Below are 23,161 nucleotides of genomic sequence, written 5' to 3' on the forward strand. Positions count from 1 at the left end.
ACTGGGTGACTGACTTGTGTGTAATCAAATGAGCTTAGCCCCCATCGCGACAAACGCGCCAGCACCTTCCATGGCCAGTCCCATTAAGACAATGAGCGCCGCTGAACAAGACACAAGCACACGAGCCCCCTTGCTGGCCGCTAGATCATTCGAAGCCGCAATGGGCAGGTAGCTTGCAAGCAGTAGTAGCGGCAAGAACACGTGTTCCTTGGTCTCCATGACGAAGCTGTGTGCAAACGGCCATGGGCCAGCCAAGATCAAAGCCTTGTCGGTTGCATAATGAAGGACATACCAATAGCCACCAATCAAATAGGCCGACCAGATAAGACAGGCCACGGCGATACTGGCGCTGCGGATGCGCATGGCATATTGCTGCTGATGTTAAGCGTTTCAGCCATCACCCACACGGCAGCGAGAATAGCCAGCACCCCCACCGCGGGATGCAGCATTAAAATCAGTTCGTTCGCCATGGTGATCCTCCGTTGGTCCAGCTTGGCGGGCCTGCGACGATCAGTGCGTTTACGCATACATCATACGGCGACGCGATCCGCCCGCCGAGAAGGTATTGACTTGCTACTTGCAAAGTAGCTCGGCTGGCACTCGCCAGAATGATCCAGATCAAAGGAGCGTTTGACTCTTGATCAAATATTGAAGCACCACCGGAGAGGCATAGGAACAGCGCTCTCCCGCTTTCCCGATCCCATACGGGTGCGGGCCCGATGCGGATCCCGACGCCCTTTGGACCAAAAGTCACCGGTGGTGAGCGTGCGCTTTAACAAAACTCACGGGAGCGGCGGCTGGTGCTTCGGGAAGGAGGGCGCATATCGGTAGGGTCGCGAACGGGTCTCGTGCCCAAAGTCATCGGGATGCACGGCACTTTGCCGGCTGGTACACGGCTGCATGTGGGGGCGACGTACGTGGACATCGCTGCCAGTGCTGGCGTGCCTAGGCCCGTTGCATGCTTGATTTGGCGCGCTCCGCGACCTCGAACACGAGCATGCCAGCAACCATTGCTGCCACAAAGCCAATAGCCTTCGGATAGCCAGCGCCCAGGGTAACCAGCGCGGGGCCAGGGCAGAAGCCGGCCAGACCCCAGCCGACGCCGAAGGCGGCGCTGCCCAGGAGCAGCCGCAGCGTTACGGTCGTGCTGGCCGGCAGTTGCACAGGCAGCCCCAGGAAGGAGCGCTTGCGGTGTTTGGCGATGAGGGCGGCGAGCGAGCCAATGGCAATGGCACCGGCCATCACAAAAGCGAGGGACGGATCCCAGGCTCCTGCAAGGTCAAGAAAGCCCAGCACCTTGGCCGGGTTGGCCATACCGGAGACCATCAGGCCAATGCCAAATAGCAAGCCTGCGAGGAGTGCAGTCATGGCGGTCATATCACCCTCCAATCAGGTGCCGTTGCACGAAAACAGTCAGGAATCCCGCCACCATGAAGGTGAGGGTGGCGACCAGCGAGCGGATGGAGCCGCGCGAGATGCCGCACACACCATGGCCGCTGGTGCAGCCGCTGGCGTAGCGGGTGCCAAGGCCGACCAGGAAGCCGGCGGCCAGGATTTCGCCCCAGCTTGCCTGAATATCCGCAATGGCCGGCTTGCCGAGCAGGCTCGCAATCACAGGAGCGCCAACCAGGCCAGCGAGGAAGGTCAGGCGCCAGGCCATGTCCTTTCGAGGCAGGCTGAGCAGGCCGCCGAAGATGCCACTGATGCCGGCAATGCGGCCGTTGAACAGCAGCAGCACGGCGGCTGCCACACCGATGATGAGCCCGCCGACCAGTGACAGGCCGGGCGTGAAGTTAGCGAGGTCAATCAGCATGTCGCCTCCTGGTTGGCACAGAACTGTTCATAAAGGACCGCCATGACGGCAAGCGCCTGGGGGCTCGCCACCGAATAGAAGATGCTCTTGCCGTCACGGCGCGTCGCCACCAGGCTGTTCTCGCGCAGCACACCGAGCTGTTGAGACAACGTCGGCTGCCGGATGCCGAGCTGTTCCTCCAGCTCACCGACAGACAGCTCGCCTTGGGACAGGCGGCACATCAGCAGCAGGCGATCCGGATTGGCAAGCACCTTGAGCAGGGCGCAGGCCTGCGCCGCTGCAACTTGCATGCTGGCGAGGTCGATGGTGGAGTGGGGTTGGTCCATAGGTCGGTTACATTTTGCTTGTTAATATTATATAAAACAATAGAATGTATGTGAATAGAATGCACTGCATCCAAGGAGGCGAGCGTGCACCCGACTATCCAGCCGTTCTTCGACCCTGCGACCTGGACCGTGACGTACGTGGTCTTTCAGGAGGGGCGCTCCGAGTGCGCCATCATCGACTCAGTGCTGGACTACGACCCCAAGGCGGGGCGGACATCTACGGCAAGTGCTGATAAGGTCATTGCGTTTGTGCGCGCGCACGAACTGCGTGTCGAGTGGATTCTCGAGACGCATGCGCACGCCGACCACATGTCTGCCGCGCCATACCTGAAGCGCCGCCTGGGTGGCCAGATAGCAATAGGCAAGAACATTCGCCGTGTACAGGGGGTGTTCAAGAAACTCTTCAATCTGGAACCGAAGTTCCGGCTCGACGGGTCGCAGTTCGACCACCTGTTCGACGACGGAGCGACGTTTGCCGTCGGCGGCCTGACCGGCAGGGCGATTCATGTGCCAGGACATACACCCGCCGACATGGCTTACCAGATTGGTGATGCGGTCTTTGTCGGCGATACGCTGTTCATGCCGGACGTCGGCACGGCTCGATGCGATTTCCCGGGCGGCGACGCGCACGAGTTGTATCGCTCCATCCGCAAGCTGCTGGACCTGCCGAGTAATACACGGCTCTTCATGTGTCACGACTATCCGCCCGAGGGGCGCGGGCCTGCATGGGAAACGACGGTGCGCGCTCAGCGCGAAGGCAATAACCACGTGCATGACGGCGTGAGCGAGGAACAGTTCGTGGCCATGCGCCAGGCGCGCGATGCGACGCTGGCGATGCCCACGCTGCTTCTGCCGTCGGTGCAAGTCAATATCCGAGCCGGGGAGTTGCCGCCGCCCGATGCGAATGGCGTTCGCTATTTAAAAATCCCGCTAAACGTCATCTGAGTCAGGTTTGTGACCGACCTTACCGATGAGTGGCGCATGAGAGCTACGCCTCGATTGGCGTGGACCAGTCCGAGTTGAGGCAGGTATTGTCTTTCATCAACTCTCTTCATCTGAGGAGCACTAGCATTTGCATGAAGGGGACAGGCAAACGCATATGTTCGCTGGTCCTGACTTCGAATCAGTAGCCTTGAGACTGACCGACGTCGTCGACTGGGCCGGTCTTTTGCAGAAATGCAAGCGTAATCGCCCGCGGTAGTCCTCAAGGTTGGCGCGGCTGCATCCAGTTCTGGTGCATCATCATGTGGTGCATCTTGCCACTGACGCTTCGCTGAAGGTGCTGACCCATAGCAAGGTCCCCGTGCTGGTCTACCGCTAAAGCGATGGCATCGAGACACGTCCGCCGTTTGCTCCAAGAAGACGGCTTCTCGCTGAGCACCCATTCAATGGATGGTGCGCCACGGCTGGATGACCAGCCGATACGGGAAGCGGCCGCTTGCACCGAACGAGAAGGGCTAGGAGAAGCGACAATGGAACTGCTCGTGGAACAAGTGGAAGTCTGGGTGGCGAGCATTCCGGACAAGCCCGGCGGCCTGGCCGCGATCTTGACGACCCTGCGCGATGTCGGGGCCGACCTGCAATTCATCATTGCACGGCGCAGTCCAGACAGGCCTGGCGAATGCCTCGTGTTTGTCACACCGCTGCAGGGAGATCGGGAAATGGTGGCGGCGGCCGTGGCAGGGTTCAATATCGCGCGGAAGCAGCACTGTGTTCGAGTCCAGGGCAGCAATCAGCCGGGGCTTGCCGTTGCAATGACCGAGGACCTAGCCGAAGCGGGGATCAACCTCCGTGGCTTTTCAGCGGCGGTGATCGGTACGCAATTCGTCGCGTACGTGGCCGTTGACTCGCAGGCAGAGGCGAACCGGGCAGCGGACGTCCTCAAAGCCGTTCTTTGAAGGAGCGCGTTCACACATGATGCGCTCGCGATAGGTATCGAGAGGCGTCGAGTGCCCGGTTCGCGCGACGTGCACAACGCTTCGGATTCGATTGGCGAACGCCCCGCGCGACAGACCAGATTGTCGCCCGGTCTCATTCAGCGCCTACTTGGTCTGGGGCCCGAGGCCCCAGATACCACCGGCATTGCCGCCAGCCACCGTTGGCTCTGTTGCGCAATGCGCGCCTTACGATAGCGAATTGCCTGCGCCCCGTTGTTGCCTACCGGCTGTGGCCTCTTGCCTCAGTCAGACCAGCACGTGACGTGTCTCTAGAAAGAAGCGCTGAATCTGTTGTTCAATGTCCGGATCGATCATTTTGTCCGGCCGGTTTCCGTTCGGGCAGGCAAGCCTTGGGGTCGTTCCAAACAAGCGGCAAATCAATGGGCGCTCCGAATACACGCTGCATCCCGTGGTACCAAGATGAGGGCAACTTAGGTTTGCCAGCGCAGTTTCGTGCTCAGCATCGCTCTTGACGGGAAGCCTCGACATTTCCTCCGTTGAGGTTGTCACAGGGCCACAACAGTCATGACATCCAGGGGTGCACTCGAACTTGGGAATTCGTGAGCGAAGAAATCTGATCTTTTGACTATTCATTGGTGCAGGTATCAAGCAGTAGGTCAGTAGCGAGCCGAGGTAGCGGAAGGTTGTGCGCTACGTTCAACCCAACTGTGCGCCGCGATCTCGTTCAACTACCGTTCCTTCGACGGTAGTCCGAGGAATTCCGACGCCTCTTGCATAGCGCTCTCGGCCAGCTCACGGGCTTCCTCGCCTCCGCCGGGCGTCATCCGGCCGACCAGTGCTGCGTAGAGCAAGTGGATCAGGTCCACGGCACGGTGATACTGTTCGTCGCTCATGTCTTTCTCTCTACGAAGCCATTGAGCCGTGTCGTCAGCTCAGGTTTTCGCAACTTTCGCAATGCCTGGGATTCCAGTTGGCGGATGCGCTCGCGGGTCAGACCGAACTGCGCGCCGATTTCATCCAGCGTGTAGTCTGTCTGCAGCCCTACGCCAAAGCGCATGCGCAAAATTTTTGCCTCGCGCGGGGTTAGCCTTGCCAGAACGGTTTCCATTTCCTGATGGAGTGCCACCCGGGTCGCCGCGTCCACTGGGGATACCGTGTCCTCGTCAGCCAAGGTGTCTCCTAGTAGGGCATCCCCGCTTTCCCCCAAAGGCGTCTCCAGCGAGATCGGCTGCTTGACGAGATTCAGGATGGATTTGATCTGTTTCTCGCTCATCGCCAAACGGGCAGCCAACATGGACGGCGTTGGCATGGCGCCAGTTTCCCTGAAGATCTCGCGTGAATGCCGGTTGATCTTGCCCATGGCCTCCACAAGATGCATCGGTATACGAATGGAGGGCGCCTTATCGGCGATGGCACGTATGACCGCCTGCCGAACCCACCAGGTGGCGTAGGTTGAGAACTTGTAGCCGCGCCGGTAATCGAATTTGTCTACGGCGCGCATGAGTCCAATATTTCCCTCTTGGATGAGATCCGGCAACGGCAAGCCACGGTTCTGGTATTTCTTGGCGATGGAGACCACCAGTCGGAGGTTGGCCCCGATCATCTCGGACCGGGCTTGCAGGGCTTTCGTCTTCGCCTTCGCGACTCGTTTGGCGGTTTCCCGCAGATCCCCCAGCGGCATCCCGGCGCGGGCCTCCAGGGCACGCAACTGTTGCTGAAGCGCTCGCACTTCAGGCGCCCATCTTGTCAGGTGAGCGCGAATGGCAGGGTTCTCGGCGGCGAGCGCTTTCATCCAGTCTAGATTTGCGGCTTGATCCCTGAATCCTTCTAGAAACACTTCGCGCGCGATGCCACATTTGTCGATCAGAATCTCGGCGATGTGGCACTCCGTTTGACGAACCTCCCCGATCAACGCTTCAAGGATCTGTGTGAGCTCCGCAATGGCGGGCGGGCTAAAGCGGAATGCCGCAAGCTCAGATTGGAGGGTGATCAGCACCCTGACATACTGGGTGGGTTCTGCTTTTGGGCAGCAAGCGACACTGGCAAGCGCATTGGCCTGGCATCGGATTGCTGCAAACCTTTCGAAGGCGCCCCGCCATCGCAGTGATTCTCTATCAGAAGACGTCATCGGCACCGGATCGCCATCGTCGAGCCCTGTATCGTCACCTTCCAGCTCCGTTTCGGTCTGCACCTGCGCTTCTGATTGCAGGCTACCGCCTGCCTCGGCTTGCGGCTCCACAATGTGATCGACCAGATCATCAAATGCCATCTCATCGCAGGCAACCCGGTCGGCCATAGCCAGGAGTTCGGAAACCACGACTGGGCAAGCCACCATCGCCGCCATCATTTCCGCCAATGCGTCTTCGATGCGCCGGGTGATGGCCACCTCCTCCCCGCGCGTCAGAAGAGGGATCGCGCCGATCTCTCGCAGATACATCTGCGTGGGATCCGTCGTGCGAGTCAATCGACCGTCGCTCTGCGTGATGGCCGCGGCGACTTCCTCTGCGACATCCTCCTCATTTGCGGAGGGTGCCGCATCCTGAGTCAGCCATGCTGGAGCTTCCGCCGGCGCTCGGTCGACCACCTCGATGCCGAGATCGGCCACCATCGCCAGCGTCCGGTCGATGGCACCTGATGTTTCGTCGCAATCCGGAAGCTGATCGCTCAGCTCACCACGCGTCAGGAAACCGCGCTCTTTGCCAAGGGCGATTAGCGCAAGCAGGCTTGTACGTAGGTTCTCGCTCATTTAATTGCGCGCTCACGCGCCTCGCTTCCGCCTGAGGCGTTCGCAAAGCGCATCATTTCTGCCCCCGGCGTCAGCCAGACCGCGACTTCGCTGTGGGGCTGGCCGATGGCTGTGCCAGATCGGGCCGTCCTTTCAGTTGCCTCCCCGCCCGGGAAGATGTTGCACGAGCCAGATCAATGCCGACACCGCAGCAATGGCCCAGAGCGTTACGATCACCAGCGCCGCGACGTGGATGACGGGGCGGCTGATGGCTGCAGCGGCCGCTGCGCGATGCTCGCGCATCACTTCAACCGGAATCCATCGTATTGCCAGCAACAAGCCGAGAGGCACCACCACCACGTCATCCAGATAGCCGAGCACTGGAATGAAATCCGGAATCAGGTCAATGGGCGACAAGGCATAGGCGGCGACCAGCAAGGCTAGCGCTTTCGCATACCATGGCGTGCGGCGATCTTGCGCGGCCAGCCACACCGCGTGCGCATCTTCCTTGACTGCGCGAGCCCAACGCCGGGAGCGTGAGGCCAAATGAGGCAGAAGGTCCCGGCGCCACAAGTGCAGACGCACATCGTCGAGCACAGGGACTGCCGCGAGGGCGAGCAGCAGGGTTGCCAGCACGAGCGTGGCGCTGAACCCGACGTGCTTGAACCCCAGGGCACCAATGATCCCGCCGGCGAAGAACAATGCGATGAGCGTGATGAGTACCCGCAGTTTGTGCCGATTGGCGAGCACCGGTGGCTTGCTCAAGTCGGCTCTGGACAAGTTCCAGTAAAACAGCTTGCCCAGTTCTATGCCGATGTCCGTGACCATTCCGGTCACGTGCGTGGTGCGGATTTCGGCGTTTGACAGCTTGGTGATCATGGCATTTTGTAAGCCCATGATGAAACAAAGCACCATGACCGTTGCCGGCACGAACAGCCATTCGTGGTGCTCGAGATTGCTTCCAAGCAGGCCAAAACACACCAACAGCGCGGCTTCCAGCATGAGCGGCAATGCGTATTCGCTATGCAGGTGCTCTCGCCGACCCCAGTTAATCAGCACCGCTGAGCAGGCGGCGCCCGCCAAAAACGACAGCAGCGCCCCCAGGCCGTCCAACATCAGCCAGAAACTGCCAAGCGCCAGGTTGTCCGCCATGGCGGACACGATCCCCGACATGTGCGAGGTATACTGCTGCACGGCGAGGAAGCCGCCTGCGTTGGTTGCTCCGGCAACAAAGGCCAGGTAGCAGGCCAGTTGCCGATTGCTGTCGGGACTGCGCTCCTTCCCGGTCAGCTTACGCAAGTACAGGATTGGCATGGTTGCGTTGGTGAGAAGGCCTGCACGCAAGGAAGAGGCTTGTCAATGCCGGACCGACCGCCTTGCCAGCTTGGGCCAGGCGGCACGATCCGATGCAAGGCGCTCGCCGCGTTTCAGACGGTGAGCGGCTGCAGTCAGGTTCAGCGAGTGCGCCGTTTCCAGGATGCGCGCCCGCGCCTTCAGTGCTTCTAGAGCGGGCAGCTTGTGTGCCCCTTTCCAGGCGAACAGCGTGTAGTTAGCACTGTCCTCGGACAGGGAAATCGACATTGATTTGCCGAACACGGCGCTGACTTCCTCCAGATAGAGCGGGATATCGGGATCGCTTTCGAGAAAATTCGCGACCAGCACACCGGTGTCGGCCAGGCGTGCATGACAGGCGGCATAAAAATCCGCGGTGCCAAGCTGTACCGGCATGCCGTCGGCCAGGAAGCCGTCCACCAGGATGACGTCCGGACGCGCATTCTGGTTCGCGACATATTCGGCGCCATCCGCGCAAACCACCTCGAGTCGTTCGTCGTCCGGCGGGATCTGGAACTGCTCGCGCAAGGCGATGACCGCCGGATTGATCTCAATTGCCACAACCTTGGTGTTGGGTAGATGCCGGTAGCAGTATTTGGCAAGTGAACCGCCACCCAAGCCGATCATCGAGATTCTGGTTGGAGTCGGGTGCAACAGCAGGAAGCCCATCATCGTTCTGGTGTAACCCAGCACGAGCTTGTCGGGATCCTTGCGCGACATGAAGCTTTGGGTGGCCAGTGCGTCGAAATGCAGCGACAGCGCGTGCTTGGTTTCCAACACCTGGGGCGTACCGTCGCTGGTCGCCTCGGCCAGGAATTTCAGATAGGCCTCGAACGAGGAGCGGTCGGCGTGCATCTGTCCGTTTCCATTAGAGAGACTTGGGGAGTGCATCCCCCCTGAGCAAGGCCGCGATGGTAACGACAGCGGCGGCCTCGTCCACGCCGTCCGCCTGGATGCGTATGTACGTCCCCGCCGGAGCGGACAGCCGCATGACCTCCATCACGTTCTTGGCGTTTGCGACCCAGGGGCCGCTGGTGAGCAGGATGTCGCACTCAAACTGATTGGCCGTGAAAGCCAAGCGCGCGGAATTCCGTGCCTGAAGCCCATCCTTGGCGGCCACCTCTATGGTCACTTCTACCACTGTGCCCTCATCGAAAAAAAAGTGAGCCAAAACGCTCATCCCTACTGATGCCGCGAGTGCGTGCTTGGCATGCAGTTTTGCTTACGCTCCGGCATCACGACAGTTCATGTCGGCGGGATACGTGGTGAGCCTTGCAATTGTATATAATGATAATGCTATTATCATAACATGACACTCCAGAACGCATGGAATCCAAGACCGCTCGCCTGACCGTATTGATCGATCCGGAGAAGAAGAAGGCTTTTGAGGCGCTCTGTGCCGCCCAAGACCAGACGCCATCTCAGATTGTTCGCCAGATGATCCGCGACTATTTGCAGCAGTACGAGGTGGACTACGCCACCAAACCGAAGATCGGCGCACCTGGTTTGGCGGCGAAGGAACGTGGGTGATACGTAGTAGGAAAGGGCTAGTTGCCCAGGCGTTCGCATGGGTCTGCTTCACATGGCGCGACGCGCGTTAGGTGCTTTCGGGGCCAAGCGGTGTCGACGATTGCGAGTCTGGGCCTAAGTTGGCAAATTGCAGGGCATCGCATACAAGGCGCCCTGGCGAGCAACATCGCTAGCGCCATGCGGGATTGGTCTGCCGCTGCCGAATGGCGCTCAGAATCCCGCGCAGGATCTCTAATGGCGGCGGTGGACAGCCTGGCACGGTTACGTCTACGGGGATGACATTGGCGACACGACCGCAGCTTGCATAGCTCTCCCCAAAGATACCGCCGGTGCAGCCACAGTCGCCCACCGCCACTACCAGTTTCGGCTCCGGGGTTGCCGCGTAGGTGCGTCGCAGGGCCTCTTCCATGTGACGCGAGACGGGTCCGGTCACCAGGAGCATGTCGGCATGGCGCGGGCTGGCGACGAATTTGATGCCGAGACCTTCAATGTTGTAGTAAGGATTGCCGAGTGCGTGGATCTCCAGCTCGCAGCCATTGCACGAGCCTGCGTCGACCTGCCGGATCGTCAGCGCCTGACCGAGTATGTCGAGCAGCTCCCGGTGAATGCGCTGGATAGAGGCGGGCTCGCCCGCCGGGGTGGGCGGCGCCGGCTCGGTGACAATGCCGGTGCGGGCAATCTGCTTGAGGATTTGCCACATCAGAGATCGTGCCCCGAATAGCTGAGGTTGAAGGATTTGTTGATCAGCGGAAAGTCCGGCACGATGTTGCCGATGATGGCGTGCTCGAGCACCGGCCAGTTCTGCCACGATGGGTCGTGACAATGGCAACGGAGGATGCGGCCGTCATAGGTAAGCTCGAGCGCGGCGAAGACTTCGCCACGCCAGCCCTCCACCCATCCTGCCCCGATGGCGGCGCCAGCGGGCGCTTGCAGCACGATTCGCGTGGCTCCGTCCGGCAGGCCTGCGCAGATAGCGCGGATCAGGCGCAGCGACTCCAACAGCTCATCGAATCGCACCGCCACGCGGGCGGCGACATCGCCACCGCGGTGGGTGGCCATTTTCACTGCCAAGCTATCGTAAGGTAGCCAGGCGAGGTCGCAGCGCAGGTCCACGGCGCGGCCACTGGCACGTCCGGCGAGGCCGGTCAGCCCAAGCCGGGCGGCAAGCTGTGGCGTGACGCGGCCCGCCTCAAGAAAGCGGTCCTGCAGGCCCGCGTGCTCATCGTACACCGCACGCAGCACGCGTACTTCCCGCTCAATGTGGTCGCACTGCTGACGCAGGCGCTCAAGCATCGCTGGCGTCAGGTCGCGCGCAACGCCGCCCGGCACCACGGCGTCCATCATCAGCCGGTGACCGAAAGCCTCTCCGGACAGCCGCTGCCAGTCTTCGCGCAAGCGCGAGAATTGCGCCAGGCCGAAGGCAAGCCCCGCGTCGTTGCCCAGCGCCCCCAGGTCACCCATATGATTGGCCACCCGCTCACGCTCGAGCATCAGGGCGCGCAGCCAGTCCGCCCGCGGTGGAGGCGTGCAGCCCCAGGCGGACTCCAGCGCCATGCAATAGGCCCAGGCATAAGCCACGGTGGAATCGCCCGAGACCCGGCCGGCCAGCCGGAAACCCTCAAGCGGCGCCAGATCGGTGAAACGCCGCTCAATGCCCTTGTGGGTGTAGCCCAGGTGTTCTTCCAGCCGCAGCACCTTCTCGCCGACCACGGAAAAGCGGAAATGGCCGGGCTCGATGATGCCGGCATGCACCGGGCCGACGGCGATCTCGTGCACCCCGTCACCCTCCACCCGCACGAAAGGATAGTCGGCAGGCAGTTTGCCGGCCGTGGCCGCTCCCGCAGACGCGCCGCTTTGCAGCGGCCGCGCCCCCGGCGGCCACAGGCCGTGGTCCAGCCAGGCCCGGGCATCGCGGTTGCCCGGCACGGCGATACCCACCAGGTCGGTCATGGCACGCTGCATCCGGCCCGCGCATGGGAATATGCCGGCCAGATCCGGCACCGCGGGCGCGATACCATCAAGCCGCAGTTCGAGCCATATCAGTCCCCGCGGCGTGGCGTACGTCACGCATGCCGTCAACGCACCGCGGCTGCCACTCCGGTCGACGCCCCACAGCGCGACGAGGCGCCCGCCCGCGTCCGCCACCGCACGGGCCGTGGCGGACCAGCCGTCGTGCCCGACCTGACCATGCCAGACTGGCAGCGGCCCGGGCAGCCGCAGCAGATCGAGCCTGAGATCTGACGGTGTCATCGGGTCAGCTCCCCAGCATGGCGGCTGCCTGCCGGTACCAGGTGTTGAGATAGGGCGGGATATAAAGACCCAACATTAGCCCCAGGGCGAGGTGCGTGAACACCGGGACCAGCGCTGGCGGATGCGCCAGCGGCTTGAGCGTGGTGTCGCCGAACACCATCGGTTGCACCCGACTGAACACCGCCGCGAACGCCAACCCGAGTGCGAGCAGCAGGAAGGGCGTGGCCCACGGCTGCTCGCGCATGGCGGTCGTGACGATCAGGAACTCGCTAGCAAAGACCCCGAACGGCGGCATACCCAGGATGGCGAGCACCCCTACCATCAGACCCCAGCCGACCGTGGGACTGACACGGATCAGTCCGCGGATGTCGTCCATGATTTGCGTGCCAGCTTTCTGCGCGGCGTGGCCAACAGCGAAGAAGATCGCGGACTTGACCAGCGAATGCACCGTCATGTGCAGCAGGCCGGCGTAGCTGGCGACCGGCCCGCCCATGCCGAAGGCGAAGGTCATCAAGCCCATGTGCTCGATCGACGAATACGCGAACATGCGCTTGATGTCGCGCTGCCGGATCAGGAAGAAGACGGCCGCGACCACCGATAGTAGGCCGAACCCCATCATCAGGCGGCCGGTCAGATGGTTGCCCAGCGCCGCATCGGTCAGCACCTTGCAGCGCAGCACGGCATAGAGCGCCACATTGAGCAGCAGGCCGGAGAGCACCGCGGACACCGGGGTTGGCCCCTCGGCGTGGGCATCGGGCAGCCAGTTGTGCAGTGGGACCAGGCCGACCTTGGTGCCATAGCCGATAAACAGGAAGGCGAACGCCAGCGTGATGATGTTGGGATCGAGCTGGCGCTTGACCGCGTCCAGGTTGGTCCACAGCAGCGCGCCACCCTCCGGGCCGATGACCTGCTCGGCGGCCATGTACAGCAGCACCGTGCCGAACAGTGCCTGGGCAATCCCCACCCCGCACAGGATGAAGTACTTCCATGCCGCCTCCAGGCTAGCGGCGGTGCGGTAGACGCTGACCAGCAGCACCGTGGTCAGTGTGGCGGCCTCCATCGCAACCCACACGATGCCCATATTGTTGGTCGTCAGCGCCAGCAGCATGGTGAAGGTGAAGAGCTGGTACATGCTGTGGTACAGGCGCAGCCGCGGCGGCGTCATCTTACCGTGATCGTGCTCCACCCGCATGTACGGCCGCGAGAAGATCGAGGTGGTCAGGCCCACGAACGCGGTGAGCGCAACCAGAAAAACGTTCAGCGGGTCGATGTAGAACTCACGGCCCCACGCCAGCATCGGGCCATTGGCGACGATTTGCGCTGTAAGCATGCAGGCGGCGAGGAATGTGCCCAGGCTGAACGCGACATTGATGTCGCGTGCACGCTCGCGATGTCCCACCAGCGCCAGCACCAGCCCTCCGGCGAACGGGGTTGCGAGCAGCATGGCCAAGGAAATCACTCAGTCCTCCTTCAGCTTCTCAAGGTGACGGATGTCCAAGCTGTCGAACTGCTCGCGGATCTGGAACATGAACACACCCAGGATCAGCACGCCGATCAGCACATCCAGTGCGATGCCCAGTTCGACCACCATCGGCATGCCGTAGGTTGCGGCGGTGGCGGCGAAGAAGAGACCGTTCTCTATCGCCAGGAAACCGATGACCTGTGGCACCGCCTTGGAGCGCGTGATCATCATCAGGAAGGACAACAGCACGCAGGCCAGCGCGATGCCCAGCGTGCCGCTGGCGAGCTTCAGCGACAGCCGCGAGATCGGCATGGTGAGGTTGAAGGCGAAGATAACCACTATGATGCCGATCAGCATGGTAGTGGGAATGTTGATCAGCGTCTCGACGTCCCAGCGTATCTGGAGACGATCGATAACGCGGTGCAGCAGATAGGGGATGAGCAACACCTTGAGTATCAGGGTCAGCCCGGCCGACAGATAAAGGTGCGGCTGGCCCGTCACGTAGCCGACGACGGCGGTGGCCAACGCCAAGGTCGCCCCCTGCAGCGTGAACAGGTTAATCAGCGACAGGATTCGTCGTTGCGAGATCATGGCGAAGGCGAGGATCAATAGCACCGCGCCAAGGAGGTTGACGAACTGGGTGAGGAGCGCAGTCATTGCCGTGTTCTCAGTGAGCCAGCAGCAAGTGGACCAGCATGCCGATCACAGCCAGCAGAAAGGCAGTGGCCAGGAACTCCGGCACACGGAAGATGCGCATCTTGGCGCTCGCCGTCTCCAGCGCCGCCAGCAGGACCCCACCCACGATGAGCTTGAGCAGCAGCGCGGGCAGCGCCAGCAGTATGGCCAGGGGAGCATGCGCTTCGGCAACGCCCCAGGGAAAGAACAGTGCCAGGCCGATGCAGGAATAGGCGAACAGCTTGAGGCTGGCCGCCCATTCAAGGAGTCCCAGATGTCGGCCCGAGTATTCGAGGATTAGCGCCTCGTGGATCATCGTCAGCTCGAGGTGAGTGGCGGGATTGTCGACCGGTATACGGGCGTTCTCGGCCAGAGATACCATGGTGAACGCAACGCCGGCAAACGCCAGGCCCGGGTAGATGGCCAGGTCCCGGTGAGCGATCGTCTCGACAATGGTGGTGAGCGAGGTGGACTTGGAGATCAGCGAGGCGGAGAACAGCACCATCAGCAGCGCCGGTTCCGCCAGGAAGCCGATCAGCATCTCGCGCCGCGCGCCCAGCGTTCCGAACGCGGTGCCGACATCCATCGCCGCCAGCGAGATGAAGACCCGCGCCAGCGCGAACAGGCCGACCAGGGCGATCGCGTCGGCGGCCGGTGCCAGTGGCAGGTCCGTGGAAACGGTAGGGATGATCGAGCAAGCGAGCGCCATGCAGCCGAACACCACATAGGGCGTGGCGCGGAACAGCGGCGACGCATTATCTGCGACCACCGATTCCTTGTTGAATAGTTTGTGCAGCATTCGATACGGTTGCCAGAGGCTGGGTGCCGACTTGTTCTGCAGCCATGCCCGCCACTGATTGATCCAGCCGATCAGTAGTGGCGCCAGCGCGATCGAGATCACAATCTCGAGTAGCTGTGACAGGATTCCGGTCAGGTTCATGTAACCTTCATCGCATCACAGCCAATAGCGTGGCGGCCAGAGTCAGGAAGCTGTACAGCAGGTATGCCGAGATGCGTCCCTGTTGCATCAGGCCGATCAGCCGGGCCAGATACGACGCCAGATCGATCACGGGGACATACATCCAGCGCCAAAAATGATCCGCCACTGTGACCCGGTAGTGCGGCTGTTCATCGAATGGCGTCGGCAGATCGCGGCGCATCAGGAAAAACGGTTCAAAGATCTGGCGGATCGGCTGTCCGAAACCCTCGGCAGTGTCCTGCATGCGCGCGGTGCTCCATGGGAAGCCGCAAGCCCAGGGCGGGCTGCGGCGAAGCCGACCGTGGTAAAAGCGGCGCACCAGCAGGTAGGCGAGCGCAAAACTGGCGAGGATGCCTAGCAGGAAAATGACCGGCCCATAGCTGGCCTGAGCCAGGCCGGTCGGCGCCAGCAGCCAGCCGCTGGCCGCGGTCCGGGCGCCGAGTCCGCTCGCCACCAGCTGCTGCGTCACCGGATCGATCAGCTGGACGAACTGGGTCGGCAGCAGGCCAAGCGCGATACAACCCAGCGCCAGCCACAGCATGCCCGCGCGCTCCCAGCGGCCGGCGTCGTGCGCGTGGGCCAGCTTGGGCTCACGGGGCTGGCCGAGGAAGATCACGCCGAAGAACTTGACCATGGTGTAGCCGGCCAGTGCCGCCACCAGCGCGATCAGCGCGGCTACCACCGGGATCAGCATGGTCAATATCGGTTCCGGGAGACCCGGCGTGAACAGGAAGCTCTGCAGCAGCAGCCACTCTGAGACGAAACCGCCGAGCGGGGGCAGCCCGGCGCTAGCCAACACGCCCAGCAGCGTCAGCCAGCCCACCCATGGCATATAGCGAATCAATCCGCCTAGCTTGCCGAGGCTTCGCTCCTCGGTGGCATGCAGCACGCTACCGGTTCCCAGAAAGAGCAGGCTCTTGAAGAAGGCATGGCTGGCGACATGGTAGAGCGCGGCTGTCAGGGCCAGGGCGGCCATTGGCGCCATGCCGTAGGCTGAAAACAGCAGTGTCAGGCCCATGGCAACGAAGAGTAGGCCCATATTCTCGATCGACGAATAAGCCAGAAGCCGCTTCATGTCGGTTTGTACCGCGGCAAAGACCACGCCGAACAGCGCGGTGGCCAATCCAATGGCCAGCAGCAATCCGCCCCACCACCACAGACGCACGTGCAGCAGGTCGAAGGACACACGCAGCAGGCCGTAGATGGCAGTGTTGAGCATGACGCCGCTCATCATTGCCGACACCGGTGACGGCGCAGCCGGATGCGCCTCCGGCAGCCAGACGTGCAAAGGTAGGACGCCGGCCTTGGCGCCGAATCCGAACAGCGCCAGCAGGAAACCGACCGAGGCCCAGAGCGGCGTCAGCGCCTGGCCTCGCATGCTGGCAAACGTATAGTCGCCGGTGTTGGCCTGCAGCACGCCAAAGCACAGCAGGATGGCGATCGCTCCGATGCGTGCCATCGTGATGTAGAGATAGCCGGCGGCGCGGACTTCGGCGATGCGGTGGTTGGCGGTCATCAGGAAAAATGAAGACAACGCCATGGTTTCCCACATCACCATGAAAGAGTAGGCATCGTCTGCTAGGATCACCCCGGTCATGCTGGCGAGGAACAGGTGGTACTCAAGACAAAGGAGGCCTGGTGGCGTGCCTTCGCCCTTGCGGAAGTAGCCAGCCGCAAACGTCGAGATGCCGGTCGCCACCCCTCCCATTACCATCAGGAAGTAGGCCGACAGGCTGTCGAGCCGGAGGTGGAACGGCAGTGCGGGCAGGCCAATGGGCAGCACGGCAGCCTCAGGCGCGCGGAATACGGCGTGGAGCGCCAGACCGAACAGCGCCAGCCCTAGCAGTCCCCCGATGGGGAATAGCACGTGGGATACCAGGGCAAACCGATGCAGCACCAGGACCCCTGCCACGCCGACAAGCAGCCAGGCCCCAACCACAACAAGCATCCAGTCGAGATGGAGCCATTGGGTAAGAGGGGGCACGCTGCTCATGGATCAGGCTCCGCGACGGATCGCACGGCGCTTGGCGGGAAGTTTCGCGTCGCGCCGCGACGGCGCGCCGACCGGTGGCCTCTCTTTGCCCATGGCTTCCGCTTTGTCGGTGTCCACGCCGCTGGGGACGTACTGGACGCCATGCCGGGCCAGGTAGTCGCGGATAAGACGCCGTATCACCTGCGAGGCGGTCAGATCCTGCTGTGCGCAAAGGCGCTCGAAGGCAGCCTTCTTGTTGGGATCGATGAGCAGCGTAAGCCGAGCGGTCTTTTGCTCCATGGGAGCCTCAAGATGGCAATACGATGATTACATGAATCACATCATAGATGATGGTCATGCGAATCCAAAGGGCTAGAGGCGTTGGCCGGCCGATTCCGGAACACCGAGAAGTTTTTCTCGATTTCCGTCAGCAGCCGGTTGGCCGCCACCGATAGTGGTCGTCCGGCGCACGAACAGCCGCACTTGTGCCATCTGGCAGAGCGGGTAAGCAAGCTCGAGCGCGACCAACTGGCCCGCCTCGTAGACGATGCGGGCCCATGCGGATATGGCCTTTACCGGCAGCTTGCAGGGAAGGGATTCGAATGCATGGTGTGCGCGCCGTCGCAAATCCCGAAGAAACCCGGAGAGCGCGTCAAGACCGATCGGCGCGCTGCGGTCAAGCTGGTGCGCTCGTTGCGTGCAGGGGACCTGTCGGCGGTGTACGTGCCCAGCGTCGAGGACGAAGCATTCCGGGATCTGTCACGCGCCTGGGTCAACGCCAAAGACGATATGAAGCGCGCCCGCCAACGGCTGAAGGCCTTTCTGCTTTCACATGGGGTCCGCTACAGCGGCAGAGCCGACTGGGGAACAGCTCACCGGCGCTGGATCAGCGCCTTTGTGTTCGATAGCGCGTGGCAGCAACTTGCCTTTGACGAGTATCGACGTGCTATCGAGGACCGGAACGCGCAATGCAGCCGTCTCGAAGCGGCCCTGCGCGAGGCAGTGGTCAACAGGCTTCTCCCCGGCCGTACTGGGCTTGCAGGCCATGGTGAAGTGATGGGCAAGAGCCGAGCGGCGCTCGACAAGGCAATCCCCGGTGTTCTGGAGAAACTCGTCGGGCGACTACCCGGCATGCTCATCGAGTCACTGCGCGAGCAGTGGAATGACCTCGATAAGCTCGACCGGCAGATCGCCGACATTGAACGGCGCTCGCAGACATGGCTGAAAGACGACCAGGCATGCAAGGCGATTGCTGCCATACCGGGCGTCGGGCTCCTGACCGCCACCGCGGCCGTCGCGACCATGGGTAATCCGAAGCCGTTCAGGTCCGGGCGGGAATTCGCGGCGTGGCTCGGCCTGGTTCCCAAACAAACGGGCATGGGCGGGAAGACCGTGTTGCTGGGCATCAGTAAGCGAGGTGATACCTAATGCGAAGGATCCGGGTGCATGGGTACCCAGCTCGTCAAACGACGGCATTCCAACGTCGCGATCGTCGCGCTCGCCAACAAGATGGCCCGTACAATCTGGGCAGTTCTCGCCCACAACAGCCCCTATGAAAAAGAGCATGTGAGTACGAAGCCGGCATGATCACGGTGTGTGCTGTACCAGAGCAATAACCCTTTACAGGACGACACGTTGAAAGGTTGCGGTGGCAATCGTATGCGATGACAACACAGGTCGGACCGGGGCTCGCCAAACCTGAATTACAGAGAGAGCTTTTAGCTCGTGGGCGGAATGAGGTGCGAGTCAGCGGATTTCATAGGGGCCCGCAGCGCGTCAGGCTGCAATAAGGCCGAATGTAGAGCTGCAACCTATCCTGTCAGTCAGCGCGCACGAAAACCTTCGCAAACGGGGGACGTCCAGGTAGACCTCTGTAATGCGGTAGCCAACCCGCGAATATCCAGTGTGAGCCACCGTCGAGACTTACTGCTACGTCGCCCTCAGGAAATTCAGATCAAACGCACAAACCAGAAACCAAAGACCAATCCCGATTGACACGGGAAGTCATATCAGTATCTAGAGAACACCTTGCGGACCGACTTTAGAATGCGTATAAGTCAATCGTGACTTGAAAATTGGAGACGAAGAGATGGCGACGTATAAAGAACTGATTGTGCAAAAACAAGCTTTGGAAGCACAGATCGAAGAGGCACGCGCCACCGAGGTCGCGAGCGTCATCGAACAGATTCGCGGCTTGATGTCTCAGTATGGTCTGTCGCCGGAAGATGTCGCGCCGCGGCGCCGTCGGGGCAGGCCCGCCGGTACCGCCTCCGCTCCCGCGGAAAAGGAGCCGCTGCCGCCGAAGTATATGGATCCCAAGACCGGGAAAACCTGGTCCGGACGAGGCCGGGCGCCTGCGTGGTTGGGCAAACGTCCCGAGCGTTTCCTCATCCCGCAGGAATGACCGGTCGCACGCGGGCCCCCACGCGCGCCGGCGACTTGATAGGACCTCCGAAGAGGACGTGGGGGAGGCAGGCTAAGGAGGATTTTCGCCGCGTCCACGAGCCTGCCGGGACATCCGCTGACGGAAATGGCTGCACTCCGTGACGGCGCCCGCGACGTGGGCGATCAACGTTCTCCTCGATGCCGCGGTGCAAAAAAGCTCGAGATCCGGTAGAAGAGAGCCGTAGAACGAAAAATCGATTAACCGCTGTGAGTTGCCCGCGCTTCGTATTCGCCAAGGCGCCTGGGCCGGCAGTCGTCCCGCATTCCTGCGTAGCGGGGCGTGTCGGATCCCCAAAAGAAAGAAGCGGCTAAAAGCGGCGTCTGCCCCATCGATTTCGACACCGTGGTGCCGTGCGCGGTGGCGGCGCTGGCCGGCGGCCAGCCGCTGCATGAATGGGCCCGTCACGCTGGTCAAGGCACGCTCGCCAGTGATGATGCCAGGGTGCCAGCATGTCTTGGTACTGTTCCCTGACGTTCGTACCGAGCGTCAAGACATTGAAGGAGCGTTCCGTGATTCAATCCATTGATCTATATCAGCCCTGTCTATGGACTGAAGACTATTGCTAAGGGCGCTTGAGTTCGATATGGCTTCAAACGCAAACTAAACTTAACCCGCTTCCGTGGATCACGCCATAGCCAACCAACTTGCTGTATAGCATGCCGAGCACATCAATTTCGCTCTGCTACTCGACCTTCTAGAAGAACAGGTAGGCGTCTTTCACCGGGGAGAGCGGCCAAAATACAATTTGATGGGCACTATCGTCTATTCCGAGCACATTGCCCTCGGGCAGCCACACGCCTGTCATCCAGGCGGTCATGGGCTGGACGGACGAACATCTGCACCAGTTCACCATTCGTGGCCGGCGGTACGGCGAAGCCCGTGAGGGCGCTATGCGGTTTTCCATGGTGAAAACCGCCCTGACGCTGAGCGAACGTCAGCGCTTGGGGTCGGTCTTGAGGGAAAAGTCAAGAAACTCCTGCTTCGGCAGCTTTGGTACCTTAAACAGAATGAAGCCATAGCCCAATGCGGTATGACACGCGTTACAACCGTTCACCGCCGCCGAGAAACGGTGATTAAATTGGTTGATGTTTTGCTTTTCAATGGCTTGAGCCAGCGGTGCGAGGTAGGTTTCCTCATTGGCCTTTAGCATTGGTGCGTGCTGCGGTCTGGTTATTTTTCCCACTTCCTGAGCTTCAAGAAGCTCCTTGAGCTGGTATTGCGCCAAGCCACAATTGCCACCATTGGCTGCCCAATAGATATTAGTAAAACGGTAACCCATCTCATGCATCACAGTCCCGAGCCCCGGTTGTATGGACGCAAGGGTCTTAACCCGGTTCTCCAGGGGGCCTTGCTCGATGCTTTTCTCAGGTTCTCCCTTGGTCTGTGCTGCGGACAATGTTCCAAGGCAGAGGCAAAGGAGTATGAATAGTCCGCGAAGCATGATGTTCCCTCTCTTGGGTGCTAAATCGTGCGTGTTGATTCTTCAGCTACGCCAGCCTCGGATGCTTGCCGACACAGACGCCAATTCACAATAGATCACGTTGACAAAAACACAAGACCGTACAAGAGGGGAGGCCCTACGCCTCGAAGATCGATGCACGGGAGGTCGTCCCACCCGCGCTCTCCGATAATCCACAAGCTAATTCTCCGCGACGAGGCGACTGCGTAATGGATTCACCGCCGACTCTAATCTGGGCATCGTTCTTGATCCCGCTGGCTGGCGGACAAGCAATATAGCGGAGTCCTATCGCTTCGCATCCCGCCGGAGTTGCATCGTTCCTTGGCGACTCAGGCGGCGGAGCAAGGCGTCAGCATTAACCGTCTGGTCAGCGCTCGCCTGGCGGTTCTGGCATAGGAAATGAGAATCCAAATTTCCCGGTGAAAGCGGCGTGGGCACCATACTGCCGCCTGACAACATGAAAGTGCTGCATAAGTAATTTATGCGCATAAAAAGTCAGCGAGTTCAGAGAATCATTGGAGCCGTTCGACGAGGCTGGCGGGCTCGCCCACGTTTGTCAACAAGCAGAAGAATCGTGGTAGTGGGGCGGGGGAGACGACGGCAAGGTCGTCCACGCGAGTTCGCCGTCGTCACATAAATTGCGGAAGACCCTTACGATTTCGATCGCCGCCAGGTAGTGGCGTCGCTCAAGCCTTCAACAACCACTGCGCGTTGCCCCGTCTAGAACGTCTCACCTAGACTTGACCTTGATCAAGGCGGCGAGATTGGGCCACCGTCTAGCCTTCCCAATTTGGCGACCCCCCACGCCCGCGTAAGGAGAGAGGCAATGCTGACCCAGCAGACAAAGGACATCGTAAAGGCCACGGCACCGGTTCTGGCCGCACACGGTTACGACATCATCAAGTGCTTCTATAAGCGCATGTTCGAAGCGCATCCCGAACTGAAGAATGTGTTCAACATGGCTCATCAGGAACAAGGCCAGCAGCAACAGGCGCTGGCGCGGGCGGTCTATGCATATGCCGAGAATATCGAGGACCCGAGCAGTCTACTGGCCGTATTGAAGAACATTGCTAACAAGCATGCGAGTCTCGGCGTCAGGCCGGAACAATACCCCATTGTTGGGGAACACCTGCTGGCAGCGATCAAGGAAGTCTTGGGCGATGCCGCAACCGACGACATTATTTCCGCATGGGCGCAAGCCTATGGGAATCTGGCCGATGTCCTGATGGGCATGGAAAGCGAGTTATACGAGCGTTCTGCGGAACAACCGGGCGGCTGGAAGGGATGGCGCAACTTTGTGGTTCGCGAGAAGCGCCCCGAAAGCGACGTGATCACGTCATTTATCCTTGAGCCGGTCGATGGTGGTCCGTTGTTGAACTTCGAACCCGGCCAATTCACCAGTGTCGCGATTGATGTGCCCGCGCTTGGCTTGCAGCAAATTCGCCAGTACAGCCTGTCGGATATGCCAAACGGACGCAGCTATCGCATCTCCGTCAAACGGGAAGCTGGCGGAACGCAGCCACCGGGCTATGTTTCGAACCTGCTGCACGATCACGTCAATGTCGGGGATGAGGTCAGGCTGGCTGCACCGTACGGGAGCTTCCATATCGATGTCAATGCGAGAACACCCATCGTATTGATCAGCGGCGGCGTGGGGCTGACACCCATGATCAGCATGCTCAAGAACGCATTGCAGGAACCGCCGAGGCAAGTGGTTTTTGTGCATGGGGCACGCAACAGCGCTGTACACGCCATGCGTGACCGGCTGCGCGAAGCAGCTAAGGCGTATGAAAACTTCGATCTTTTTGTGTTCTATGACCAGCCGCTATCGGAAGATGTCCAAGGCCGGGACTACGACTACCCGGGATTGGTCGATGTGAAGCTGATCGAGAAATCGATCCTGCTGCCTGACGCCGACTATTACATCTGCGGTCCGATTCCGTTTATGCGGATGCAGCATGATGCACTCAAGAAGCTGGGCGTCCATGAGGGATGCATCCATTACGAAGTGTTTGGTCCAGACCTTTTTGCTGAATAGCAGGACGGCGGTGGGGAGCAGTCAGGGTACAGGCTGCCAGGAATGCTTCCCATTGGCACAATCTACCGCATACGGCGACCATGCGGCTGGCGACAAGGCTACGCGCGCTGGCTGCCGTATCCGGCCATCACAACCTGACCATGCTGCAGCCTGTAGCGGCACTACTATCCGTCGACCGCCGACTTCTCAAGAAAGATCGGCTGACCCAACAGGCGAGCGCCTGTGTTCCTGTTAGCCCGGCGTGAACTGCTGCCTT

Annotated in this window: 25 protein-coding genes and 1 pseudogene; 8 read left to right on the top strand and 18 right to left on the bottom strand. The window is 61.0% G+C overall.

Going from position 1 to position 23,161, the window contains the following annotated elements:
* Window positions 1-24 precede the first annotated feature (24 nt).
* The 4 genes from CF68_RS29250 to CF68_RS29265 all read right to left on the bottom strand — a co-directional run bounded on the left by CF68_RS29250 (window position 25) and on the right by CF68_RS29265 (window position 2,139).
* Window positions 25-363: a hypothetical protein gene (locus CF68_RS29250; protein WP_200872607.1), complete on the bottom strand. Its 339-nt coding sequence runs from the start codon at window positions 361-363 to the stop codon at window positions 25-27.
* 582 nt (window positions 364-945) lie between these two features.
* On the bottom strand, window positions 946-1,377 hold the full coding sequence (locus CF68_RS29255; RefSeq protein ID WP_035825885.1) for a DUF6691 family protein: 432 nt from the start codon (window positions 1,375-1,377) through the stop codon (window positions 946-948).
* Between the two features lies 1 nt (window position 1,378).
* Entirely contained in the window at window positions 1,379-1,813 is a 435-nt protein-coding gene (locus CF68_RS29260) for a YeeE/YedE family protein (RefSeq protein ID WP_035825887.1), read from the bottom strand.
* Entirely contained in the window at window positions 1,807-2,139 is a 333-nt protein-coding gene (locus CF68_RS29265; RefSeq protein WP_035825890.1) for a metalloregulator ArsR/SmtB family transcription factor, read from the bottom strand. The genes CF68_RS29260 and CF68_RS29265 overlap by 7 nt, the downstream gene beginning before the upstream one ends.
* 84 nt (window positions 2,140-2,223) lie before the next feature.
* Here CF68_RS29265 and CF68_RS29270 point away from each other — a divergent pair, with 84 nt between their 5' ends.
* Both CF68_RS29270 and CF68_RS29275 read left to right on the top strand, forming a co-directional pair.
* The gene (locus CF68_RS29270; protein ID WP_035825891.1) at window positions 2,224-3,084 is read left to right on the top strand and encodes an MBL fold metallo-hydrolase; all 861 of its coding nucleotides are present in this window, start codon (window positions 2,224-2,226) and stop codon (window positions 3,082-3,084) included.
* Window positions 3,085-3,611: 527 nt separating this feature from the next.
* The gene (locus tag CF68_RS29275) at window positions 3,612-4,037 is read left to right on the top strand and encodes an amino acid-binding protein (RefSeq protein WP_035825893.1); all 426 of its coding nucleotides are present in this window, start codon (window positions 3,612-3,614) and stop codon (window positions 4,035-4,037) included.
* 285 nt (window positions 4,038-4,322) lie between these two features.
* Here CF68_RS29275 and CF68_RS36660 read toward each other — a convergent pair whose 3' ends face one another.
* The 6 genes from CF68_RS36660 to CF68_RS29295 all read right to left on the bottom strand — a co-directional run bounded on the left by CF68_RS36660 (window position 4,323) and on the right by CF68_RS29295 (window position 9,274).
* Entirely contained in the window at window positions 4,323-4,670 is a 348-nt protein-coding gene (locus CF68_RS36660) for a YkgJ family cysteine cluster protein (RefSeq protein WP_084187518.1), read from the bottom strand.
* Window positions 4,671-4,765: 95 nt separating this feature from the next.
* Window positions 4,766-4,930, bottom strand: a complete 165-nt coding sequence (locus CF68_RS37815; protein WP_013959513.1) for a hypothetical protein — start codon at window positions 4,928-4,930, stop codon at window positions 4,766-4,768.
* Window positions 4,927-6,783: an RNA polymerase sigma factor RpoD gene (rpoD, locus tag CF68_RS29280; RefSeq protein ID WP_035825896.1), complete on the bottom strand. Its 1,857-nt coding sequence runs from the start codon at window positions 6,781-6,783 to the stop codon at window positions 4,927-4,929. The genes CF68_RS37815 and rpoD overlap by 4 nt, the downstream gene beginning before the upstream one ends.
* 132 nt (window positions 6,784-6,915) lie before the next feature.
* A complete protein-coding gene (locus CF68_RS29285; RefSeq protein WP_035825899.1) occupies window positions 6,916-8,076 on the bottom strand; it encodes a DUF1275 domain-containing transporter in 1,161 nt (386 codons plus the stop codon).
* A gap of 42 nt (window positions 8,077-8,118) precedes the next feature.
* Complete coding sequence (locus CF68_RS29290; RefSeq protein ID WP_035825901.1) at window positions 8,119-8,949, bottom strand: fused MFS/spermidine synthase; 831 nt, start codon at window positions 8,947-8,949, stop codon at window positions 8,119-8,121.
* 13 nt (window positions 8,950-8,962) lie between these two features.
* Entirely contained in the window at window positions 8,963-9,274 is a 312-nt protein-coding gene (locus CF68_RS29295) for an HPr family phosphocarrier protein (protein WP_152548574.1), read from the bottom strand.
* Window positions 9,275-9,420: 146 nt separating this feature from the next.
* On the opposite strand from CF68_RS29295, the gene CF68_RS29300 reads away from it, so the two are divergent.
* Window positions 9,421-9,624 (top strand): ribbon-helix-helix protein, CopG family, encoded by a 204-nt coding sequence (locus CF68_RS29300; protein ID WP_013959508.1) that lies wholly within the window; start codon window positions 9,421-9,423, stop codon window positions 9,622-9,624.
* A gap of 169 nt (window positions 9,625-9,793) precedes the next feature.
* Here CF68_RS29300 and CF68_RS29305 read toward each other — a convergent pair whose 3' ends face one another.
* The 7 genes from CF68_RS29305 to CF68_RS39235 are packed head-to-tail and all read right to left on the bottom strand — an operon-like array spanning window position 9,794 to window position 17,262.
* Entirely contained in the window at window positions 9,794-10,324 is a 531-nt protein-coding gene (locus CF68_RS29305; RefSeq protein WP_035825905.1) for an NADH-quinone oxidoreductase subunit B family protein, read from the bottom strand.
* Window positions 10,324-11,874: an NADH-quinone oxidoreductase subunit C gene (locus tag CF68_RS29310; protein ID WP_035825907.1), complete on the bottom strand. Its 1,551-nt coding sequence runs from the start codon at window positions 11,872-11,874 to the stop codon at window positions 10,324-10,326. The genes CF68_RS29305 and CF68_RS29310 overlap by 1 nt, the downstream gene beginning before the upstream one ends.
* A gap of 4 nt (window positions 11,875-11,878) precedes the next feature.
* A complete protein-coding gene (locus CF68_RS29315; protein ID WP_035825909.1) occupies window positions 11,879-13,318 on the bottom strand; it encodes a hydrogenase 4 subunit F in 1,440 nt (479 codons plus the stop codon).
* Between the two features lie 15 nt (window positions 13,319-13,333).
* A complete protein-coding gene (locus CF68_RS29320; protein ID WP_035825912.1) occupies window positions 13,334-13,993 on the bottom strand; it encodes a formate hydrogenlyase in 660 nt (219 codons plus the stop codon).
* Between the two features lie 10 nt (window positions 13,994-14,003).
* Window positions 14,004-14,951 (bottom strand): respiratory chain complex I subunit 1 family protein, encoded by a 948-nt coding sequence (locus CF68_RS29325; protein ID WP_035825914.1) that lies wholly within the window; start codon window positions 14,949-14,951, stop codon window positions 14,004-14,006.
* A gap of 7 nt (window positions 14,952-14,958) precedes the next feature.
* Window positions 14,959-16,983 (bottom strand): hydrogenase 4 subunit B, encoded by a 2,025-nt coding sequence (gene hyfB, locus CF68_RS29330; RefSeq protein ID WP_035825917.1) that lies wholly within the window; start codon window positions 16,981-16,983, stop codon window positions 14,959-14,961.
* Between the two features lie 3 nt (window positions 16,984-16,986).
* The gene (locus CF68_RS39235; RefSeq protein ID WP_013959501.1) at window positions 16,987-17,262 is read right to left on the bottom strand and encodes a ribbon-helix-helix protein, CopG family; all 276 of its coding nucleotides are present in this window, start codon (window positions 17,260-17,262) and stop codon (window positions 16,987-16,989) included.
* Between the two features lie 183 nt (window positions 17,263-17,445).
* Between CF68_RS39235 and CF68_RS39240 the strand changes: the two are divergent.
* From CF68_RS39240 to CF68_RS39245, 3 genes and pseudogenes are all read left to right on the top strand, one after another.
* Window positions 17,446-18,549 (top strand): annotated as a pseudogene (locus tag CF68_RS39240) (IS110 family transposase).
* A 502-nt stretch (window positions 18,550-19,051) separates the two neighbouring features.
* Complete coding sequence (locus CF68_RS29350) at window positions 19,052-19,366, top strand: H-NS family nucleoid-associated regulatory protein (RefSeq protein ID WP_013959497.1); 315 nt, start codon at window positions 19,052-19,054, stop codon at window positions 19,364-19,366.
* Window positions 19,367-20,223: 857 nt separating this feature from the next.
* On the top strand, window positions 20,224-20,427 hold the full coding sequence (locus CF68_RS39245; RefSeq protein ID WP_084187520.1) for a hypothetical protein: 204 nt from the start codon (window positions 20,224-20,226) through the stop codon (window positions 20,425-20,427).
* On the opposite strand, the gene CF68_RS38780 is transcribed toward CF68_RS39245, so the two are convergent.
* Window positions 20,343-20,849 (bottom strand): hypothetical protein, encoded by a 507-nt coding sequence (locus tag CF68_RS38780; protein ID WP_035825922.1) that lies wholly within the window; start codon window positions 20,847-20,849, stop codon window positions 20,343-20,345. The genes CF68_RS39245 and CF68_RS38780 overlap by 85 nt on opposite strands.
* A gap of 276 nt (window positions 20,850-21,125) precedes the next feature.
* Between CF68_RS38780 and CF68_RS36670 the strand changes: the two genes are divergently transcribed.
* Both CF68_RS36670 and hmpA read left to right on the top strand, forming a co-directional pair.
* The gene (locus tag CF68_RS36670; protein ID WP_084187522.1) at window positions 21,126-21,263 is read left to right on the top strand and encodes a toxin-antitoxin system HicB family antitoxin; all 138 of its coding nucleotides are present in this window, start codon (window positions 21,126-21,128) and stop codon (window positions 21,261-21,263) included.
* A 430-nt stretch (window positions 21,264-21,693) separates the two neighbouring features.
* On the top strand, window positions 21,694-22,905 hold the full coding sequence (hmpA, locus tag CF68_RS29360) for an NO-inducible flavohemoprotein (protein ID WP_035825924.1): 1,212 nt from the start codon (window positions 21,694-21,696) through the stop codon (window positions 22,903-22,905).
* Window positions 22,906-23,161: the final 256 nt, after the last annotated feature.

Origin of the sequence: Cupriavidus sp. SK-4 (genome assembly GCF_000611125.1) — a bacterium.
In the GTDB taxonomy this organism is placed as follows: domain Bacteria; phylum Pseudomonadota; class Gammaproteobacteria; order Burkholderiales; family Burkholderiaceae; genus Cupriavidus; species Cupriavidus necator.

Coding starts and splice junctions, on each gene's coding strand:
- CF68_RS29250 (WP_200872607.1), bottom strand. CDS start 363: ATGCGCATCCGCAGCGCCAGTATCGCCGTGGCCTGTCTTATCTGGTCG.
- CF68_RS29255 (WP_035825885.1), bottom strand. CDS start 1,377: ATGACCGCCATGACTGCACTCCTCGCAGGCTTGCTATTTGGCATTGGC.
- CF68_RS29260 (WP_035825887.1), bottom strand. CDS start 1,813: ATGCTGATTGACCTCGCTAACTTCACGCCCGGCCTGTCACTGGTCGGC.
- CF68_RS29265 (WP_035825890.1), bottom strand. CDS start 2,139: ATGGACCAACCCCACTCCACCATCGACCTCGCCAGCATGCAAGTTGCA.
- CF68_RS29275 (WP_035825893.1), top strand. CDS start 3,612: ATGGAACTGCTCGTGGAACAAGTGGAAGTCTGGGTGGCGAGCATTCCG.
- CF68_RS36660 (WP_084187518.1), bottom strand. CDS start 4,670: ATGAATAGTCAAAAGATCAGATTTCTTCGCTCACGAATTCCCAAGTTC.
- CF68_RS37815 (WP_013959513.1), bottom strand. CDS start 4,930: ATGAGCGACGAACAGTATCACCGTGCCGTGGACCTGATCCACTTGCTC.
- rpoD (WP_035825896.1), bottom strand. CDS start 6,783: ATGAGCGAGAACCTACGTACAAGCCTGCTTGCGCTAATCGCCCTTGGC.
- CF68_RS29285 (WP_035825899.1), bottom strand. CDS start 8,076: ATGCCAATCCTGTACTTGCGTAAGCTGACCGGGAAGGAGCGCAGTCCC.
- CF68_RS29290 (WP_035825901.1), bottom strand. CDS start 8,949: ATGCACGCCGACCGCTCCTCGTTCGAGGCCTATCTGAAATTCCTGGCC.
- CF68_RS29295 (WP_152548574.1), bottom strand. CDS start 9,274: ATGAGCGTTTTGGCTCACTTTTTTTTCGATGAGGGCACAGTGGTAGAA.
- CF68_RS29300 (WP_013959508.1), top strand. CDS start 9,421: ATGGAATCCAAGACCGCTCGCCTGACCGTATTGATCGATCCGGAGAAG.
- CF68_RS29305 (WP_035825905.1), bottom strand. CDS start 10,324: ATGTGGCAAATCCTCAAGCAGATTGCCCGCACCGGCATTGTCACCGAG.
- CF68_RS29310 (WP_035825907.1), bottom strand. CDS start 11,874: ATGACACCGTCAGATCTCAGGCTCGATCTGCTGCGGCTGCCCGGGCCG.
- CF68_RS29315 (WP_035825909.1), bottom strand. CDS start 13,318: ATGCTGCTCGCAACCCCGTTCGCCGGAGGGCTGGTGCTGGCGCTGGTG.
- CF68_RS29320 (WP_035825912.1), bottom strand. CDS start 13,993: ATGACTGCGCTCCTCACCCAGTTCGTCAACCTCCTTGGCGCGGTGCTA.
- CF68_RS29325 (WP_035825914.1), bottom strand. CDS start 14,951: ATGAACCTGACCGGAATCCTGTCACAGCTACTCGAGATTGTGATCTCG.
- hyfB (WP_035825917.1), bottom strand. CDS start 16,983: ATGAGCAGCGTGCCCCCTCTTACCCAATGGCTCCATCTCGACTGGATG.
- CF68_RS39235 (WP_013959501.1), bottom strand. CDS start 17,262: ATGGAGCAAAAGACCGCTCGGCTTACGCTGCTCATCGATCCCAACAAG.
- CF68_RS29350 (WP_013959497.1), top strand. CDS start 19,052: ATGGCGACGTATAAAGAACTGATTGTGCAAAAACAAGCTTTGGAAGCA.
- CF68_RS39245 (WP_084187520.1), top strand. CDS start 20,224: ATGGGCTGGACGGACGAACATCTGCACCAGTTCACCATTCGTGGCCGG.
- CF68_RS38780 (WP_035825922.1), bottom strand. CDS start 20,849: ATGCTTCGCGGACTATTCATACTCCTTTGCCTCTGCCTTGGAACATTG.
- hmpA (WP_035825924.1), top strand. CDS start 21,694: ATGCTGACCCAGCAGACAAAGGACATCGTAAAGGCCACGGCACCGGTT.